The organism is Carboxylicivirga agarovorans (assembly GCF_050589845.1).
In the GTDB taxonomy this organism is placed as follows: domain Bacteria; phylum Bacteroidota; class Bacteroidia; order Bacteroidales; family Marinilabiliaceae; genus Carboxylicivirga; species Carboxylicivirga agarovorans.
Genome location: NZ_JBNGPA010000007.1, coordinates 66,047 through 86,576, shown reverse-complemented (window position 1 = coordinate 86,576; position 20,530 = coordinate 66,047). Strand labels below are relative to the sequence as shown.

10 protein-coding genes are annotated in these 20,530 nt (G+C 39.6%); 3 read left to right on the top strand and 7 right to left on the bottom strand.

Features of this window, described 5'->3' with window-relative positions; genetic code table 11:
- Positions 1–27: 27 nt before the first annotated feature.
- Positions 28–1,086, bottom strand: coding sequence for an aldose epimerase family protein (locus tag ACRD69_RS09795; protein WP_430814897.1), 1,059 nt, complete (start codon positions 1,084–1,086; stop codon positions 28–30).
- 342 nt (positions 1,087–1,428) lie between these two features.
- Between ACRD69_RS09795 and purL the strand changes: the two genes are divergently transcribed.
- Positions 1,429–5,118, top strand: coding sequence for a phosphoribosylformylglycinamidine synthase (gene purL / locus ACRD69_RS09790; RefSeq protein WP_430814896.1), 3,690 nt, complete (start codon positions 1,429–1,431; stop codon positions 5,116–5,118).
- Positions 5,119–5,342: 224 nt separating this feature from the next.
- Here the strand turns inward: purL and ACRD69_RS09785 are convergent, their stop codons facing one another.
- From ACRD69_RS09785 to ACRD69_RS09775, 3 genes are all read right to left on the bottom strand, one after another.
- Complete coding sequence (locus ACRD69_RS09785; RefSeq protein WP_430814895.1) at positions 5,343–6,125, bottom strand: STM3941 family protein; 783 nt, start codon at positions 6,123–6,125, stop codon at positions 5,343–5,345.
- Positions 6,126–6,161: 36 nt separating this feature from the next.
- Positions 6,162–6,632 (bottom strand): hypothetical protein, encoded by a 471-nt coding sequence (locus ACRD69_RS09780; RefSeq protein ID WP_430814894.1) that lies wholly within the window; start codon positions 6,630–6,632, stop codon positions 6,162–6,164.
- 368 nt (positions 6,633–7,000) lie between these two features.
- The gene (locus tag ACRD69_RS09775; RefSeq protein WP_430814893.1) at positions 7,001–7,570 is read right to left on the bottom strand and encodes a hypothetical protein; all 570 of its coding nucleotides are present in this window, start codon (positions 7,568–7,570) and stop codon (positions 7,001–7,003) included.
- 483 nt (positions 7,571–8,053) lie between these two features.
- On the opposite strand from ACRD69_RS09775, the gene ACRD69_RS09770 reads away from it, so the two are divergent.
- On the top strand, positions 8,054–11,779 hold the full coding sequence (locus tag ACRD69_RS09770) for a DEAD/DEAH box helicase (protein WP_430814892.1): 3,726 nt from the start codon (positions 8,054–8,056) through the stop codon (positions 11,777–11,779).
- Positions 11,780–12,550: 771 nt separating this feature from the next.
- Here the strand turns inward: ACRD69_RS09770 and ACRD69_RS09765 are convergent.
- From ACRD69_RS09765 to ACRD69_RS09755, 3 genes are all read right to left on the bottom strand, one after another.
- Positions 12,551–14,323, bottom strand: coding sequence for an AMP-dependent synthetase/ligase (locus tag ACRD69_RS09765; protein ID WP_430814891.1), 1,773 nt, complete (start codon positions 14,321–14,323; stop codon positions 12,551–12,553).
- Between the two features lie 5 nt (positions 14,324–14,328).
- A complete protein-coding gene (locus ACRD69_RS09760) occupies positions 14,329–15,210 on the bottom strand; it encodes a lysophospholipid acyltransferase family protein (RefSeq protein ID WP_430814890.1) in 882 nt (293 codons plus the stop codon).
- 97 nt (positions 15,211–15,307) lie between these two features.
- A complete protein-coding gene (locus ACRD69_RS09755) occupies positions 15,308–19,381 on the bottom strand; it encodes a hybrid sensor histidine kinase/response regulator transcription factor (RefSeq protein ID WP_430814889.1) in 4,074 nt (1,357 codons plus the stop codon).
- A 396-nt stretch (positions 19,382–19,777) separates the two neighbouring features.
- On the opposite strand from ACRD69_RS09755, the gene ACRD69_RS09750 reads away from it, so the two are divergent.
- The gene (locus tag ACRD69_RS09750; RefSeq protein WP_430814888.1) at positions 19,778–20,458 is read left to right on the top strand and encodes an FAD-binding oxidoreductase; all 681 of its coding nucleotides are present in this window, start codon (positions 19,778–19,780) and stop codon (positions 20,456–20,458) included.
- Positions 20,459–20,530 lie beyond the last annotated feature (72 nt).

Here is a 20,530-nt window from a genome sequence, read left to right as displayed (position 1 = left end):
TTCAATTGAGTAACGCCCTTGTTGTATCTAAATGTCGGCTATCCCGAATTTATAAACTGTTGTTTGCTGGTATTTTTCACCAGGTTTGAGTAGTGGACTTGGGAAGTGTGTCTGGTTTGGCGAGTCAGGGAATTTTTGTGCCTCAAAGCAAACGCCATAATTTTCTTTAAATGGAATGTCGTCCCTTTCAAAGCTGCCATCCAGATAGTTGCCGGTGTACACCTGGAATCCTGGTTCAGTTGTATAGAACTCTAAACTGCGTCCGGTACTTTCATCCACCAGGCGTGCGCCAATGTTCAAATCACCTTCGTGTCCGTTAATGACAAAGTTGTGATCATATCCGCGTCCGTCAACATCATTTATTCTTTCACCTATTTTTCGGGGCAGTAGAAAATCCATTGGTGAATCGTTAACTGCTATTATTTCGCCCGTTGGTATGTCGTTTTCATCTTTAGGCGTGAATTTATCGGCATAAAGCACCATCATGTGATCCAATACATTGCTTTGCATGCTTGATAAATTAAAATAGGAATGATTAGTCAGGTTGATAACAGTCGTTTTGTCTGTTATTGCCTCATAATCTATTACCAGTTCATTATCGAAGGTTAAAGTGTAAGTGAGTTTAATATCAACTTTTCCAGGGAAACCTTCTTCCATATCATCTGATGTCAATTTTAAAATAACACCTGTTCTTTTAGGTTCCTTAAAGGTTTCTATCTCCCATATTTTCCGGTGAAAACCATTGGGGCCACCATGAAGAGAATTGGGGCCGTTGTTTTTATTCAGCTTGTAGCTTGTTCCGTCAATGTTAAATTCACCATTCTTAATACGGTTAGCATAGCGACCTACAGCTGCGCCAAAGTATGGGCAATTATTAATATAGGCCTCTTTGAGGTAAGACTCAACATCATCGAATCCCAGTGCAATTTCCGCGAAGTTACCTCGGCGGTCAGGGGTTTTGATGCTCATGATTATTCCGCCATAGTTGGTTATAGTAACCTGCGTGTGTTTTCTGTTTTGAAGTGTTATAATCTTAACTTCCTTGTCAAGGGCGGGTACATACTGTGTTTTTTCGTTAATTATCATAGTGGTGCTTGTGGATTATAATAAGCAAAAATAGTAAAAAAGTTAATTTTAACATTTTATTACTTTTTTATTGTAGGCAATTGAAAAAGTAGTAGTTTTATAGCTGGAATATTGTAAAATATACCCAATTATTCTGGCTACTTTATCCGAAAGGATACTTAAATAAGCGCAGGTAGTTTTTTGGTTTTAGAGAGAAGAGGTTATTCTTACGAATGACCTCTTTATTTTTTTTCAACAATTTGTTTAAAAGTTATTCAATTAAGCGCTTACAACTGCACAAAAACTACCGAACTATTATTAAATTTGCAGCTCAATAAAAAAACAAATTCAAAACATTCATTCATGGTTCTGTTTTTCGAGGGAAATTCAAGGCAAATTATTGCGGTAGGAACGCAAGCCGAACTTTCAGCTGATAATATCAGTAAATTGGAATGGCTATTTAGTGGGGCAAAGCTTTCTGAAAGTAAAACTTTAGAAGGCTTTTTTGTTGGTCCACGTAAGGAAATGATCACTCCGTGGAGTACCAATGCTGTTGAGATTACCCAAAATATGGGTATCGATGGTATTACTCGCGTGGAAGAATTCTTTGAAGTCGATTCAGAAGAGGCAGAATTCGACCCAATGCTTCAGGCAATGTACAAAGGATTGGATGGTTCTATTTTTACCATTGACAAAGAGCCTGAACCAATTGTTCACATTGAGGATATTGCTGCATACAATGCGCAGGAAGGATTGGCCTTGAGTGAAGAGGAAATTAAATATCTGGATGAGCTTAGTGAACGACTGGGCCGAAAGTTAACCGATAGCGAAGTGTTTGGTTTTTCACAGGTGAACTCGGAACACTGCCGTCACAAAATTTTCAACGGGATATTTATTATCGATGGAGAAGAAAAGGAAAGCTCACTGTTCAAATTAATTAAAAGAACATCGGAGACGAATCCTAACTATATTGTTTCAGCCTATAAAGATAACGTTGCTTTTGTTGAAGGTCCTAAAGCCATGCAGTTTGCACCAGGCCGTCAGGATACAGCAGATTTCTTTGAGACAAAAGAAATTGACACCGTTCTATCGTTAAAGGCAGAAACACATAACTTCCCAACTACGGTAGAGCCATTTAACGGTGCTGCAACAGGTAGTGGAGGTGAGATCCGCGACCGTCTGGCAGGTGGTCAGGGGTCATTGCCACTGGCGGGAACAGCTGTGTATATGACCTCATATTCTCGCAGTGAAGAGGGAAGAAGCTGGGAAGAGAATGTTCCTGAACGTGACTGGTTGTACCAGACTCCTGAGGAGATTTTGATCAAAGCTTCCAATGGTGCATCAGACTTTGGTAATAAGTTTGGTCAGCCTATGATCTGTGGTTCGGTATTGACATTCGAACACTTTGAAAACCAAAAGAAGTTTGCATTCGATAAAGTGATCATGTTGGCCGGAGGTATTGGTTTTGGCCGTAAAGAGCATGCCATTAAGGCCGATCCTGAAAAAGGCGATAAGGTGGTAATCCTTGGAGGTGACAACTATCGCATCGGTATGGGTGGCGGAGCCGTTTCATCGGTAGCAACAGGTGAGTATGATAACTCTATTGAGCTTAATGCGGTGCAGCGTTCGAATCCTGAGATGCAGAAGCGCGCTATGAATGCCATCCGTGCTTTGGCAGAGTCAGATGAAAACCCAATCGTTTCTATTCATGACCATGGTGCAGGTGGACACCTAAACTGCTTGTCTGAATTGGTGGAAACAACTGGAGGAACCATTCACCTGGATAAATTACCTGTTGGTGACCCGACTCTTTCTTCAAAAGAAATTGCAGGTAACGAGTCGCAGGAGCGAATGGGGCTGGTATTGAAAGATAAGGATATTGAGAACCTGAAGAATATTGCAGCCCGTGAGCGCGCTCCTTTCTACGAAGTGGGAGAGACCACAGGCGATATGCACTTTAAGTTTGAAGATGATAAGGGAAATGCTCCTATTGACTGGCAGCTGGCCGATATGTTCGGTAATCCGCCAAAAACCATCATGAACGATGAGACAGCGGATGATAAATTTGCCGCGGTAGAGTATGAAACAACGGAGATAGAAAAATACATCAGTGATGTGCTTCAATTGGAGGCGGTAGCATGTAAAGACTGGTTAACAAACAAAGTTGACCGTTCGGTTACAGGAAAGGTTGCCAAGCAGCAATGTGCCGGTGAGTTGCAATTGCCGTTAAATAACCTTGGAGCTTGCGCCATTGACTACAAAGGCGAAAAAGGTATTGCTACATCTATTGGTCATGCACCTGCAATAGGTCTTGTTGATCCGGCTGCCGGTGCGGTTGTTTCAGTTGCTGAGGCATTAACCAACCTGGTATGGGCACCGCTTACACACGGTTTAAAAGGTGTGTCGTTAAGTGCCAACTGGATGTGGCCTTGTAAAAATAAAGGAGAAGATAGCCGTTTGTACAGGGCTGTCGAAGCGGTGAGTGAATTTAGCTGTGAATTGGGTATCAATATCCCAACAGGTAAAGATTCTCTGTCAATGACACAGAAGTACAAAGATGGTGATATGGTTTACAGCCCCGGAACTGTTATTATTTCAGGAGCGGGTGAGGTAAATGATATTAAGAATATTGTGGAGCCTGTATTGGTTAAAGATACTGATACACATTTACTGCATATCGACTTGTCGTTTGACAGCATGAAGCTGGGTGGTAGTTCTTTTGCCCAGGTGGTTAATAAGTTGGGTGCTGAAGCTCCGACTGTTACTGATGTTGACTATTTCAAGAGCGGATTTAACGCTATCCAGGAATTAATAAACAAAGGACTGGTACTGGCCGGTCATGATATTTCTGCCGGTGGTATGGTTACTGCACTGTTGGAAATGAACTTTGCCAATACGTCATTTGGTGCAAAGGTCAACCTGAGCGATTATGAAGAGAAGGATTTGATCAAGTTGCTGTTCAGCGAAAATCCTGGTGTTATTATTCAGGTTAAAGATATGGATGCAGTTGCGGCTGTACTTGAAGCTGGTGGTATTCAGTATATGGATCTTGGTCAGCCTGTTGAAGGACGTGAGTTGCTCATTGAAAACAACGGAATGACACTGATGTTGGATATTGATAAGTATCGTAATGACTGGTACAGAACTTCATACCTGTTAGATCGCAAGCAAAGCGGTGAAACATTGGCTAAGGAACGCTTTGATAATTATACCAATCATGCACTGGATTATAACTTCCCTGCTGCCTTTACAGGAAAACTTGATCAGTGGAATCTTGCTTTAGATCGCAAAGAGCGTTCAGGCATCAAAGCTGCCATTATTCGTGAGAAAGGTGTAAATGGCGATCGTGAGATGGCTTACAGCATGTTCCTTGCTGGCATGGATGTGAAAGATGTTCATATGACTGACCTGATCAACGGTAGAGAAACACTGGAAGATGTGAATATGATCGTGTTTGTGGGTGGTTTCTCCAATAGTGATGTTCTTGGTTCGGCTAAAGGTTGGGCCGGTGCTTTCCTATACAATCCCGCGGCTAAAAAAGCATTGGATAACTTCTATGCACGTCCTGACACATTGAGTTTAGGTATTTGTAATGGTTGTCAGTTAATGGTTGAGCTTGGCCTGGTTTATCCTGATCATGCTGAAAAGCCAAAGATGTTGCATAACAATTCACACAAATTTGAGTCTATCTTCCTTAATATGGAGATAGCTAAGAACGATTCAGTGATGTTAAGCTCATTATCAGGTACTAAGTTAGGTGTTTGGGTTGCCCACGGTGAAGGTAAGTACCAACTGCCTTATGCCGAAGAGCAATACAACATTGTTGGTAAATATGCACACGCATCATACCCTGCCAATCCTAACGGAAGTGATTACAATACGGCAGCTATCTGCTCAAACGATGGCCGTCACCTGGCAATGATGCCTCACCTTGAGCGTGCAATTTTCCCATGGCAATGGGGGTATTATCCTGCTGACCGTAAGGCTGATGAAGTTTCACCATGGATCGAGGCATTTGTTAATGCCCGCAAGTGGATTGAAGCAAAGCAGTAATTCAGTGATATCGAAGTTAAGTAGATACTATATAACAAACCTGTCAGGAACTATGATCCTGACAGGTTTTTTTATGTCACATATGCAACTGAAAATATGTATGAGCCCACCGGACATCCGTTGGGCATAAATGCATTTGCAGATGGCTCCACCTGATTTTGGGAATATGCAAATTTGCTGGCTTAGTTATGCTCTAAGAACTATTGCTGACTGTTCTGATAAAGTTATGATTTATTGTCTTTCATGGCGGCATTGAGTGCTCCCAGCAGGTCCTCAGTATGGCAATTTAAAGCATGTTCGCCGATACTGATCAGATAGCCGTATCTGCGATTATTGAACCTGACTAATGCTTTTAGAAATGGATTGGATAGTCTTTCAATGTAAGTATCAGGATTCTTGACTATTAATATAATGGTTTTCGTAAAAGAGTTTGTTGCTATTTTAATTTCGGCAATATCTGACCACTTCACCAGTCCAAATTCACTAAATCCGGTATTGTCTATTATTCCCTCTCCATTTATGATTAGTCCTGGTTTGCTATTAAACAACTTGCGCAAAAATACAATGAAAAAAGGGCCTGATATTATAATTAAGGTAATGCCACAAATGTAGAAGATTATTGACAGTGGGATGCCAAAAATGGCAAGCTTGTGCGAAGTGGCAGTTAATATGTATTCAAGACTGAATAATGAAAAAATACCAAAGCCACTTACTCCCAATATAGAAGCTCTTTTACTTGTTGGAATGATGGTTTGTTGTTGATCTGGAGCAAGCTCAACCTTCTTGGCGAAAAGTTTACCCATTATCACTAGAATACTAAGAATAAAAATAGTCTTACAAGCTTGTATTATCATAAAAACAGGTGCTAGGTTGCCAAGAAATGGATTGGCAAGTGTTGGTGGATCCATTATTTTCCATATGCCAAATATCACAAATGCAATGGCTGCAAATATTAATAAAGCCAGCTTTTTCTTACTCACTGGAATTTCGCTCTGTTTTGCTCTCATTATGGTTAGCTTTAATTTTGTTATTGAGGGATTTTTTCAGGCTTGTGAAGGCTTACGATTTCTTGCAAAATCCAAATACGCATGATAGGATATGTATATTGCCCAGATCAAAGGCAATAAAACAGTATATAAAGGTCGGTATGGACTGAATTTTAAGTATGGATTATCCGATACTAATAATTCCGGAGATGAAATGATCCAATCTCTCAATCCGAAATATAGCGATAGAATTAACATGATTAATATATACCCTCTGGACATTAAGACATATTGGCTATAATATTTCCTGTTATACATTATGGCACCAGTAAATAGTATCAAAAGAAACCATAATCCCCCATAAATCGAATCAGGACTCCAACCGGTATATTGCATTAAGTTTTCGTAAATAGTATCTCTGTAATAGGAGTATATGACAAACCAAAATGCCGATATTACTGATGATAAAACGATTGATAGAATAATATCAGCAGGTACTTTTTTATAGTCCTTACTAATTTCTTTCATATGGTTATAAGTCTTTCTGTGTATTTCAATTAGTTTTTGCCTGGTAATGTTACTCGTTAAATAAACTCACGTTTTGTTATGATTGGATTCACTATCATTATTTTTACCATCTTGGTCAGAGTCAATACTTAGTGTGTATTCTGACTTTTCTCTTTTAAGTCGGTAATGTTGTTTGGCGATCCAGGCTGGGGAATGATCTGTTAAAAATGCCCCTAACTCTGTTGTGCTATGGTAGTGAACTGTATTTCATGTTTTTGTATATACTCTTGACATTTATTATTGATGTGTTTCATGCTCCTTTAAGGAGATACAAGGACTTGATTAATCTATTGTTGTAGCTGTGTAACCGGAATTGAGCAATGTTGTTGTTATATCGGTTTTTCAAGCAATGGTTGTTGATTTGCCGAGTTATCGAATAGTTGTACTTTAACATTTGTGTTTTCTGAATACTCCGCAAAGGCTTTGTTTTTCTTTAAACGATAAAAATCGGAACGGGTGATCTTAAAAAGATCATTCAATTTTTCAGGCGATACTTCTTGATCCTCAAACCAGAAAAGTTCATTTCTCACAACAAGTGATTCGCTTTCATCCTTAAATATTCTTAAGTTCTCATAATTCCAGGCTTGCCCTGATTTTAATTTCTGAATACCAGTTAGTATAATATCTTCTTCATTTATTTCCACAAAAAGTTTATCTGTCCGTTTAAATTTGCTATAACCAAATTCCAAACCAATAATGCCGGAAATTAATAAATAGACCGGGAGTTTTAATAAATGCAATTCTCCAATCTCAATGTAACTAATTACCAGGAATAAAATTACGCCCAATGGTAATCCATAATAAACAGGTCCGTGCAATAGAATATATTGCCACTTATTTTTTCTTGTTTTCTCCCATTTAGAGAAGAACTCTTCCTCTTTATTACTGATTTCTTTCATGAAATAAGGGGTTTTATATTATGTGGTGTCCTTATGAATTGTGTGTTTTATACCGCGCCAGATTGGCTTTATATACCATTATCAAATGTACATTAAAAATATACTTATTCCAAAAAAGTTATTTATGACTAATTAATGGATTAATACATTAGACAATAACGCTGCATTGTTTGTATTAAATGAATGGTCAGGTGGATATGCCCTAATTCAGTCTGGATGAAGCAGGGTATTGTTTTAGGTTTTACATTGGCAATAAATTTTCCCTTTACAAAATATGATATATTCATTTATTTGTAATTCAATTCACTATACACAGCATGCTTAAAATCACCCCAAAAGCCAGCGTTTTTTAAGTGCTCTTACACCTTGCTGAAAGCCAGTGAAATGAAATTAAACTGCAAAATACCATAATTTAAATTGCTGTTTTTTGCCATTCTGTTTGTATTTTTGCGGATTAGCACTTTGCAAATTTGGGATTGGATTATGGCGGAAAGCGTAAGAGACTATATTAGTGGTGAAATTGATTTTTATGCATCTAATGATGTAAGTAGCGAGGGGACAAACCTTTATAAGGAAGGGAAAGTGTCGCTTCAATTGTATCAGAAAGCACTGGATAATTGGATATTTTCGGTTAAGGACAATAAAATGCACAAAGTGCAGATCCGCAACCTTAACAACCGACAAATGGAAACCATGTGTAATTGTTCCTACATTGGGGGGCGGTTTTGTACACATACTATTGCAGCCCTTTTATTTATTGCCGACATAGACGGTAATATACAAATGGGATTTGAAAAACGTAATGAGCAGTCCAATCAACGTGCTGTTTCAGGACGTTCTGTTCTGGGCTTCGAAATACCATCGTTCGAAAATATTACCGAATCATTTGTTAAGGAAAATACCACATACTCCATATTAAGTGCCGTCTCGTATAGCTACCAGGTAAGTTATGTGTCTGAATTGATACTTCAGGATAACAGCCTGATTGTACAGTTGGATCAGAACTTTAAGAAACACCTGCGTTTGATATTCAAATATGTAGATGGTAAAGTATACATCACACCTGAGGAGAAAACCAACCTTCAATCGCTGACCGAACCAGAAGTCATTTGCCTGCTGAAAATTGCACGTTCAGGCAGTCCTGATTTGTTGAAGCGTGTCTTTATTAAAAGTCTGGAAGGACTAAAATCAGAAACACTTACCCGCCACGGTATCGAATCGGGCGAATTCTCAACCTACTTTAGCATTGGTTTCGACGAAAAGGCAGGCCTTGTTGCCAAGCAAACCGATTTTGCCAAAGGCATCATGCCTGTTGAGAGTGAAGAGAATAGCCTGGTTGAACAGATACTGAATGAGATCGACGTAGAGACTTTCCACCTTGAAACACAGGAGGAGGTTTTAAAACAAGAGCGTGAAATGGGTTTTGTTCTTGAGTTAAGTACCACGAAAACCTATTTTAGCGATAACTATGTCATTGAATTAACCCCCATCATTGGTAAGCCTAATAAAACACGCGACTCGCTGAGCTCACACATTACCGAATACGATGGTGTGCACGAAGACTATCTGCTCTATGTTAGTGAACATCAGAAAGAATTACTTGAGCTGATTGATGAGTGTAATGCCCAGGTGAAACCTTCGGACCTGTTTATTACCCACAAGCGTATAATGGAGCTGCTGGCACAGGAAAAACATGTGTATGTCAACAATTCAAATAATTATAAGCTACGCAAGACCGATCTGGAACCCATAGTTATCGCACCTGAAGCGATCGATGGATTCTTTGAAGTCAAGGAAGATGATACTTTTGTTTACCTGAATCCAAAGCTTAAGGTCGGGGACAAGGTATGCACAGCCGAAGATATTGATGTGGAGCAGTCGGGGCAGTTTATTTATGTCATTGATGGCGTTTATTATGTCACAAAGGATTATCGTGTTGCCAAGCTGATCGTTGAACACGATGAGCCGATTAAAATGGTCAAATCGCATAAACAACAGTTTTTTGATAATGTGATAAAGCCATTGGCCAATAGCTTCGATATGGAGTTTGATAAAGGCATTTACCCATTGGAAGTAGCGGAGCTGGACTTTAAGAAAAAGCAGGTGTTCTTATCGGAACGTGATCAGCATTTACTTATTACTCCACAGGTTGAATACCACCATGGAGTATCGGTTAAATTAACCACCAATGGTAATGTAATAATTGAGGAAGATGACAAGATCATACAATACAAGCGCAACTTTGAATTAGAGGCTGATTTTGCTGAGCAACTGTCCTCGTTGCATCCAAAATTTGAAGCGCAAAAGAGTAGTAAGGTATTTCACCTGCATTACAATGAGTTTAACCACGACATGTGGTTTTATAAGTTCTTTGATGCGCTTCAGATGAATAATGTAGAAGTATATGGATTAAATGATCTGAAGAGTTTTAAATATTCGCCGCATAAGGGTAAAATTTCTACATCCATTAGTTCGGGACAAGACTGGTTTGACATTAAAATACATGTCAGCTTTGGTGATATTGAGGTGAAGCTAAGCGATATCAGAAAAGCGGTGTTGAAAAAGCAGCGGTATATCCAGTTATCCGATGGCTCAGTAGGTGTGTTGCCAGCCGAGTGGTTTCATCGTTTTGAAAAATACTTCCGTCATGGAGAGGTTAACGGCGACTCATTGGCAGTGTCCAAATTACGTTTCTCAATTGTCGATGAGTTATTTGACAGTATTGATGATGTGGCTGTTCTGGAAGAATTAGCTGAAAAACGCCGTAAATTGGCTTCATTTACCAGTATAGAGGATACAGCGGTTCCAAAGTCAATAACGGCCGATCTTCGACACTACCAGAAGGAGGGGCTTAACTGGCTTAACTTTCTGCATGAAATGGGCTGGGGCGGAATATTGGCCGATGATATGGGCTTGGGTAAAACACTGCAGGTACTAACTTTTTTACAGCATGTGTTGGAGCGTAACCCGCAAACCAACCTGATTGTGGTACCTACGACTCTTCTTTTTAACTGGGAGAACGAAATACGTAAGTTCGCTCCACAGCTAAGAGCCCATTACCATTACGGTGTGCAGCGTGTTGATGATGTAAGTACGTTTGATGACTATGATATTGTATTTACTACCTATGGCATTCTGTTGCGCGATATTGAAAAGCTAAAGGAATATTCGTTTAACTATATCGTGTTGGATGAATCGCAAGCCATTAAAAACCCTGCATCGCGACGTTATAAGGCAGCCAGTTTACTGAAGGCCAACAGCCGACTGGCGCTTTCGGGTACACCGATAGAGAACAGTACTTTTGACTTATATGCCCAGATGAGCTTTGTTAACCGTGGTTTTCTGGGGGGCGTATCCACCTTTAAGGACAGTTTCTCCAATGCTATTGATAAGGATGGTGATGAGCTGATCGGGGGAGAACTGCAACGCCTGATCAACCCGTTCGTTCTAAGGCGTACAAAAGAGAAAGTAGCCTCTGAGTTACCTCCTAAAACAGAGGATGTGATCTTTTGCGAGATGGATACTGCACAACGTAAGGTCTATGATGCTTACCGTAACCAGTTTCGTGACCAGCTTATTGGTAAAGTGGAAGAGGAGGGAATGGGTAAGTCTAAACTGATGGTACTCGAGGCCTTAACCCGTTTACGGCAGATCTGTGATTCACCTCAGTTAATCGGTGGTAGTATTGAAGAAACCGAATCAGTAAAGATCAAAGAAATAGTCCAGCATATTACAGATAAAACAGCGAACCATAAAATCCTTATTTTCTCACAGTTTGTTAAAATGCTCGGTTTAATTAAAGATGAGTTGACTCGTCGCAGCATAGAGTTTGAATACCTGGATGGGAAAAGTACGACAAAACAACGTGAAAAGTCTGTCAATAATTTTCAGACCAATGATGAGCTAAGAGTCTTTTTGATCAGCTTAAAAGCTGGTGGAACAGGGCTTAACCTTACTGCAGCCGATTATGTTTATATAGTTGACCCCTGGTGGAATCCTGCGGTTGAAAACCAGGCTATCGACCGTTGTTACCGTATTGGTCAGTATAAGAACGTATTTGCCTATCGTATGATTTGTCGCGACACGGTGGAGGAGAAAATCCTTAAATTGCAGGAACGCAAGAAAAAAGTGGCAGGTGATATTGTCCAAACGGATGAAAGTATCATGAAAAACCTTACAGTTGACGATATTAAGGATTTATTGACCTGAGTTCATTATTGAATTTTTGATGTCAGCTTAATACGATTGTGGTGATGTTCAGTAACTGCAGTTTTACACCAGTGTGACCGGCAAACTGCAAATTTTACCAAGTTTTATTCGGTAATTATTGCAATTGGGTTGCTACCTCCTTCGGAAAAGCTTCGACCCTTCTTCGGTAATTCTTCGGTAATTGTTCGGCTACGCGCGTAGCCGAACAATTACCGAAGAATTACCGAACAATCCCCAAAGAAGACCCAAAAAGGACTCAGAAAAGACCCCAATAAGGGTCAGAAAGTGTCTAAAAGTGACATTTTTGTGTCGTTTTTGGGATTTTTTACGCGAAAAAGGTGTTTTTACTAACGTGCAGTGGGTTATGTTTTTAACATAAAAAGCATCAAAAGTGCTGTAAGTAGCACAATATGAAGCAAATGAGTTATTCTCCAAATTACAATGCATGCATTGTAATTGATTCGGCCTTTCTGTGTTTGTATGTTTGTGAAAAGTTTAAATGCAAACCACTAAAACACAATAAGCATGAAATGTATCAGAATAGTTTTTGGATGTAGAATTGTCGAATTGTTGAAAATGTTGATTAGTTTACAAGTTTATAGGTTGAAGGCGATAGGCGTAAGGCGCTATTTGTCAGTGTTCTATATCTTGCATTCTAAATGTCAAATTGTCAAATTGTCGAATTGTCGAATTGTTGATGAGTTTAGTGGTTGCATGAGACATCACCACATCGAACATCTCACATCCTAACATCTCACATCCTCACATTCCCTAATACATGGCCTCAATTTCTTGTTTATATATCTGATTAACCTGCTTTCGGCGAACTTTTAAGGAATTAGTCAGCATCGTATTGTCAATGCTAAAAGCCTGGTCAAGCAGTTGAAATTTGATAACCTGCTCATGTTTTGGCAGGTGACTCTGGAATTTCTGTATTTCCTTCTCCATTAACTTATAAATGATGGGCTCCTTCAATAATACAGCCATCTTCTCCGCTTTTATGTTTTCTGAGTTGGCCATGTCTTTAATGGCCGGAAATGCAGGAACGATTATAGCCGTCAGGTACTTACGGTTATCACCAATGATACAGATTTGCTCAATAAACGAACTTTTTGACAGTTCTAACTCAATCTTTTGAGGCGATATGTATTTTCCAGTGGACGTTTTTATGATGTCTTTGATGCGTTCAGTCATATGCAGTTTACCCGGAGCAGGAATAGAACCCTGATCGCCGGTGTGATACCACCCGTCTTTCAAGACCTCTGCTGTTTGCTGCGGTTTTTTATAATAGCCGGTGAATACCGATTCGCCCTTAACGAGAATCATATTTTCCTCATTGATCTTCACTTCAATACCAGGCATAATATCACCTGTGTAGTCAAAGTCGTAGTTTTTATTTGGCATGCACGAAACCGTTGCGGTGGTTTCAGTGGCACCATAGCCGTAACAAATATGGAGCCCGATGCTGTGAAAAAATCGTAACAGGAAGTTATTCAGTGCTGAGCCGGCACAAGGCATAAAACGAATATTGCCACCAAATACCTGTCGGATCTTTTTATATACCAGTGCATTGGCAATTGATCGCTTAAGGTTTAATAAAGCAGGCGCTTTTTTATTATCCTTTTCGTACTCAATGTATTGACGACCTGTGTTAACAGCCCAGTCAAAGATAGCCTTTTGAACTTTGGGCCACTTACTGGCTGTTTGTTGAATACCATCATATGTTTTTTCAAAGAAGCGTGGAACAACACACATAACCGTAGGCTTCGCCTTCGGAAGCTCTTCAATAATAGCTTTCGGATCAAGGTTGTAAATATTTGTACCACCTGAATAAAGTAAATAGTAAGTCCAGGTGCGTTCAAAGACATGACTCAAGGGCAAGAAACACATGGACACATCCTTGTCGGTCAGGAAAACACGCTTTTTATGCATTTCAAAAGCATGCATAAACTGTTTGTGCTGCAACATGGCACCTTTGGGTTCGCCTGTTGTACCCGATGTATAGATAATGGTTGCCAGGTCATCATCTTTAGCTGAGGCCAGCTGTTGTTCTAATTGCTCCTTATTTTCAGTGAGGTCGCCATTAATGATCTCAGAAAAGGATATTATTCGTTCATCGTCTTGCCCGGGGCAGTCAAATGTAATAAGGTATTTTAGACTTTGGGTTTCGTTAAGAGCTTTAACGGCATTTGGGAGCTGATCATTATCACCAACGAACAAAACCTGCATCTCTGTTTCATCGATAATGTATTTTAATTGCTCAAAGGTAGCGGTTGGATAAATTGGAACAACTACAGCCCTGCATGAAAGAATAGCCAGGTCTGAGATAGTCCAGTGAGGTCTGTTCTGACTGTAAATACCAACATTATTGGCCGTTCCAATGCCTTTTTTAAGCAGGTAACACGCTATATGTTCCGACTGAAGCCGGAACGCAGACCAGCTCATTGTCTTAACTTCCTGCTCTTCTTTATACCTGAATACTTCACGTTCTTTATATTGTTGAGCCCGGTTGCGAAGCATTTGTGCTATATGTATCTCTTTCATTTTCATTATTGTTTTGGCGATCGTTTCCAGCGATTATGTGACCATAACCAATCATTAGGGCGGGTACTAATAATCTCCACTAACTTGTTTTTGTAAAGTTCAGTTATTTTCCCATCGGGCAGGTTATTGGGTGATTCTGTTAAGGTTGATAAAACAACCTCGTAATACCCTCTTTTTACACGTTGTATGTCTATGTAAACAACAGGGTAATTGTAGCGGCGTGAATATTTTTCAGGACCATGCAAAAAGGCCGTCTGACGATTGAAAAACTCAAACCAATAGGCACTGTCCATTTGTTTTCCTTTGGCCGGACTTTGATCGGCTGCCATTAAGAAAACGTAGTTCTTGTTCTCGTATTGCCTGAACATGTCTGATGTTTCCTTAATGGATACCAATTCGGTATTACACTTGGCCCTGCTTCGTAAAAGGATGTTGTTAATATATTTGTTATTTAGTGGTTTATACAGGGCTACAAAGTGGTTGTCGCATTGTAAACTCCCTGAAAGGCTACCCCATTCCCAATTGGCATAATGAGCAGTTACCCCAATTACTCCTTTGTGCTGTTCCAACAATGATTCTAACAATTCAGGGTTAAGGATTTTATGCCGTTTAATAATGGACGAGTGTTTCATCGTAAACGCCTTAAAACTTTCAAGTAGGTTGTCTGTCAGGTTTTTATAAAAGGCCTTGGCGATCTTCTCTATTTCTTCGGAGGATTTGTCGGGGAAAGACTTATATAGATTATCGTAAATGACTTTTCGGCGATACTTCACCACTTTGTGCATTACAAAAGCAGCAAAATCTGAAAAGCAGTACAATACTCTAAAAGGCATTAAACTTACCATTGCAACGAATGACAAGAATATGCAGGTTGTCAATAAATTCATTAAACGTTGTTGTTTCCTTTTTCTACTCGTGTTGCTTTACTGGGCAACAGTTCCGAAAGTTACATTTTTGTTACCTTAAATAGAACAAAGAGTTAAATTAATTCCAACGTTTGTGTGCCTGCTTGTATTGACCAGGCGACATCTTAAACTCTTTTTTAAAACTTTTGATAAAGTACGAGCTGCTGTTAAAGCCCACCTTGTAAGCTATTTCACTGATCTGGTCATCACTGCTGATAAGCCTTGCAGCCGCCTCTTTCAACCGTATAGTCCGTATAAAGTCGGTTGTGGATTTATTGGTGAGTGCTTTGATTTTGCGATGCAGGTTACTACGACTCATGGCCAGTTCACGCCCAAATTCTTCTACGCCGAATGCTTCGTCTTCCATATTGGCGCGAACAACATCAAGTGCTTTTTGAATAAACTGTTCATCCACCGAAGTTGAAGTCACCTCAGACGGTTGTATCAAAGCATTGCCTGTGAACACCTCTTTTAGCTTCTCGCGGCTTTTCAGCAGGTTTTCGATGTAGGCTGTCAGCAGATCGGGGTTAAACGGCTTTGGTAAGTAGGCGTCAGCTCCGGTTTTTAAACCTTCAATCTTATTTTCGACTGACGATTTAGCAGTCAGCATAATAACAGGAATGTGGCTGGTATGGATGTTGTTTTTGAGTTGATCACACAATTCGATACCATTCATTACCGGCATCATCACATCGGTGATCAGCAGGTCATACGAGCGCTTTAAAAGCGCGTCATAGGCCTCCTGTCCATTGGATGCACTGGTAATCATATACTGGTCCTGTAAAACTGAATTCAGATAATCAATGACTTGCGGGTTGTCATCAACCAGCATTAATGAGTATTTTTTAGAAGAGTCCTTAAGCAATCTTACCTTTTCTTCGACCTGGGTGTTTGCCTTAACAACAAAAGACTCCTGTTTTTTTGATTCGCTGTTTTCAGCAATGTTGTTGATGACCGGAATGGCAACGGTAAAGGTTGAGCCGATGCCTTTTGCCGATTCAACGGATATAGTACCGCCATGCAGTTCAACCAGCGATTTGGTCAGTGCCAGCCCGATGCCGGTACCTGGAATATGCTGCTCGCTTTGCCTGAATCGTTTATATTGTTTAAATACCTCATTGGGATTTTCGCTGTCTATGCCATCGCCATCATCTTTTACCTGAATAATAAGTTTTTGCCTTTCAAGGATCTGTTCGTCTGACAGTAGAATTGCTAAGGCTACACTTCCATTTTCCTTTCCATATTTAAAAGCGTTGGATAAGAGGTTGTAAATGACCTTTTCAATAATGTCTTTATCAAACTGAATATTCAGGTGGTCGATATTACTATCGATATTAAATGTCACGTTTCGCTCAGCGGCCATATGCTCAAAGGCTTCTCCGCACTCAATAATGTATGCGACAATATCGGCATTTGATGCGTTAAGCGTCAGTGAACCAGTCTCAACTTTTCTAAAGTCCATCACCTGGTTGATCAAACGTAACAACAGGTTGGTGTTTTTGTGGGCTATATCAAATAATTTCTGGTTCTCAGTATCTAAGTGCGGCTGTTTTTTTAACGATTCGAGCGGACCTGATATCAGGGTTAAAGGTGTTCTGAATTCATGCGATATATTAGTAAAGAATTGTAAGCGCATTTGATTCAACTCCTTGATTTTCTCCCGCTCCATTACTTCAAATTCCAGTTTGCGTCTCAGGTCGATCCACAGGACAGTATAGCGTATGTAGGCATACATGGCTGAAGCTATTATGAGAAAATAGGCAAGGTAAGCATACCATCTTTTCCACCATGGTGCCAGTACTTTAATATTTATGGTTGTTTCAGTTGTGCTCCATACACCATCATTGTTGGCAGCTTTAACCCTGAAAGTATAATCGCCGGGTTTCAGGTTATTGTATTTTACCAGTCGGTTTGATGATGGTGTACTCCATTGTTCCGATGAGTTGTCGAGCACATAACTATATGAGTTCTTTTCAGAGATAAAATAGTTAATGGCAACAAACTCGATTCCGATATTGGCCTGATCGTGCTGTAATACTATTTCCCTGGCATCAGCAATGTTTTCAGTTAGCGGACTGTCTTTGTCTCCGGCTTTTACCGGAGTATTGTTGATGTATAGCTCAGCCAGTAAAACTTTAGGTACGTTGTCGTTGACTTTGATAACATTAGGATCAAACAAGTTGAGTCCTTTAACACCACCAACAATCAGTTTATTGGTTTGTGAGTATAGCAATGCATTGAATGTACTGCCCAGTAAACCGTCTCTGCCATCGTAGTTCTGAAAGCGACCCGTATTGATCTCATATTTTGATATGCCCCCATGAGTCGCAAACCACAGTGTGTTATCCTGTGCCTCCACAACGTCATAGACCTGTTCCTGTACAAGTCCATTGCTGGTAGTCAGATTTTTAATATCCCCATTCTCCGGGTTCAGGCTAAAGATCCCACCGCCGTTTGAACCGATCCATATATTACCGTCTTTGGATTCATATATGCATAGTATGGCATTTTTTCCAACCCCGCTATCGTTTACATGGTCAAATAAATAACGTATGTACTTCTTCTCATTGTAAAGCCATACATAAATTCCGTTACTTGTTCCTATCCAAAGATTCTTTTGTGAGTCGACAAACAGGCTGAGTATGTAATCGTTCATTACCTCATTCAACTGGGGATAAATTTCACTTAAATGGGTGAATCCTTTAGTTTGAGTATTGAACTCATAAAGACCATTGCCCAAAGTACCAACCCAAAGTCTGTCGTTCTCCTGTTGGCACAAGGACCATACAGACAGTGAGGTGTTTTCTGTCTCCAGATGATTTTCAGGAATGTAAGAAAGTAATTCACTTGTTTCTTCATTGAGCCAGGCCAGTCCACCACCATATGTTCCTAACCATATATTTTGGTTGTTATCTTCAATTATTCGCTTTATAACATTGCTTTTAAGGTTCGACCTTAAATGGTTATAGCTTTTGAAGACTCCTTTATCATGATCAAACAGGTTTAATCCTCCACCATCTGTCCCTACCCAGATTCGCTTTTTTGAATCTTCCAGTAAAGAAAGGATTGAATTATCACTTAGACTGTTAGGGTCGTGAAGCTGATGGGTATAATGACTAAAGCGGTTACGTTCGGTATTAATGATCCTGAGGCCTTTACCAATGGTACCAATCCAGTATAGACCGTTGCTGTCAATATACACAGAGAATACCGCTTTGGTATCGAGATTGGCAAATGCCTGGTTTTGTTCTTTATCGTTAATAACCAGTTTTTTAACAGGGTCAATATTAACTACGCCACCACCATCAACGGCTGCCAGTATACTGCCGTCTTTGTTAAGTGTCAGTGACAGAATGATGTTGAGGTTGGTCTTGATATTACTACCCGCCATATCAAAGCGTTCATATACCTTCATCTCCTTATCAAAGCGGTATAAACCCATGTTATCAGTAGCTATCCAAATACTGCCATTGCCATCGTCAAGCAAATCATTTATTTGCATGGTTGGGAAATCGAAGTTGATAAAGAAATGTTCTTGAGGATTAAACATACTAAGACCATTGCCATATGTTCCAACCCACAATTCACCATTGTATCCTTCTGTAATGGCAGATATTGTATTGGTAAAGGTGCCTGGAGGCTCGCTTTGAGCAAAACATGAAAATCCATCAATCTGTTCATGGTAATAATGTAGTCCTCCACCCATTGTGCCGATCCACATATTTCCCCGGCTATCCATCATTAAAGCCCCTATCTGGTTGTTGGTGAGTGCGGCAGGTGAGTTTTCATCGGCCCAGTATCGTTTAAAACGTTCGGTGTCCTTATCAAATTTATTAAGGCCAAACTTTGTTCCCACCCATATGTTACCTTTGTGGTCTTCAATTAGTTGAGTTATAAAATTGCTGGATAAGGTTTCTTCTTTATCAGAGGTGCTGTAAAAAGTTTTTATTTCGTAGCCATTGTAACGATTAAGTCCGTAATAGGTGCTAAACCACATATAGCCCCGACTATCCTGTATAATGCAGTTGACCGAATTGTTACTTAAGCCATTTTCAGTATCTAAGCCATTAAAATCAAACTGCGAGTTTTGAGTCTGAGCTGCATTGGCAAAGAATAGTAGGAAAACAGATAGAAACGATAAATACCGGTGCATAAGCGTTTTTTTAGCAATGGTGAAGATAGAAAAAAAATGATAATCGTTGTTTTCCTTCTTATGTGTCCATGTTGTTGTGTCAAATGGTTTGTATTCTAATTATTTTGCTTTCAATAGGTTTCGAATTGCTTCAGCATTAGATAGGTATAGCTGTCCTTTTTTTATTTGTGTTCTTGCGAGCCCCATATTTCCGGATTTGTATATAGTTGTGATTCTGCAGAGGTATATTGTAGTAAATCAGAGCCATAGGTGGGGTGTGCCGCCAATATTTACAACTATTAATACTTTAAAGTCTTTTTTATTAAACCAAATGCGATAATTGCGTGTTTATTGTTGAGGAAAATTAACTCCGCGGGGATAAGAAAATTGATATCATTAAATGAACAACTATAAAATATGGAAAAAGAAGTGCCTGTAGCAAACAAAATAAAAACAGATTTACACGAAATATTGGATATCCGTCATTTGACAGAGAGCACCTTTGTAATAAAAATTGAGAAAAAGGATATGCAGTTTGAAGCCGGACAGCATGTATGTGTTGGCCCACCTAATGGCATTCATACAAGAGAGTATTCGATTTACAGTGCCGAGCAGGATGATTTCATTGAAATATTGGTAAAAGAAGTAGAGAATGGATTGGTTTCACCCAGCCTTAAGAAACTGCAAAAGGGAGGCTTCGTAATTGTCGAAGAGCCTGTTGGCTATTTTACCATCAATAAAGATCTGCCCGACAATCAAAAATATGTATTTATAGCAAGTGGTACCGGTATCTCGCCATTTCATAGCTTTGTTTTGAGCAAGCCAGGCTTGAATTATACTTTGCTTCATGGTGTTAAATATGCTGAAGAAGCTTATGAATCAAATGCCTATGATAATGATAAATATGTGCTGTGTACATCTCAGGATAAAAAGGGAGATTACGCAGGACGTGTTACTGAATACTTAAAGAAGAACCCTTTTGGGAAGGATGTACATTATTACTTATGTGGTAACTGTAACATGATCCATGATGTATACGATATACTGGAAGATCAGGGCGTGAGTACCGATAATATTCATGCAGAGGTATATTTTTAAAATATCATCAACCATTAAGTGTTTTGCATTGAGGACAATCCACTAAGCACCGAGTATAAATAATTAATCATT